The organism is Massilia mucilaginosa, from assembly GCF_011682145.1.
Lineage (GTDB): Bacteria > Pseudomonadota > Gammaproteobacteria > Burkholderiales > Burkholderiaceae_D > Telluria_A > Telluria_A mucilaginosa.
In genome coordinates, this window is the sequence record NZ_WHJH01000306.1 from 1 (window position 1) to 306 (window position 306).

1 protein-coding gene is annotated in these 306 nt (G+C 52.0%); it reads right to left on the reverse strand.

Annotation, left to right across the window (positions count from 1 at the left end; translation table 11 throughout):
* Positions 1 to 89 precede the first annotated feature (89 nt).
* A partial coding sequence (locus F2P45_RS35900) for a hypothetical protein (protein WP_223164943.1) occupies positions 90 to 306 on the reverse strand: 217 nt, incomplete at its 5' end.

Consider the following 306-nt stretch of genomic DNA (forward strand, 5'->3'; position numbering starts at 1 on the left):
CGCGGCAACGTGCTTCTCCCAAAAAACGGTCGTGTTTTCCATGCTTGCTCCGGTATCAAATCGAAGTAGCAAGAATGCGGAAATTCGGATTAGCCAGCAAGTCTGGGGTTTATGGAGCGCTTACGATACACCGTCGATAATACCGCTATAAGCTTGGAAAGCACGGGATGCGCTCCTATAGGGCACCTCGAATTACCGGTAAATCCCGCGTAATCGCCGGTCGCGATGCCGGCAGATGCGTTTTTTGATGTCAGACCGAGCTGCTTCCCGCCCATTTTATGGGCGCTGAACCTCATTTTGTGCAGT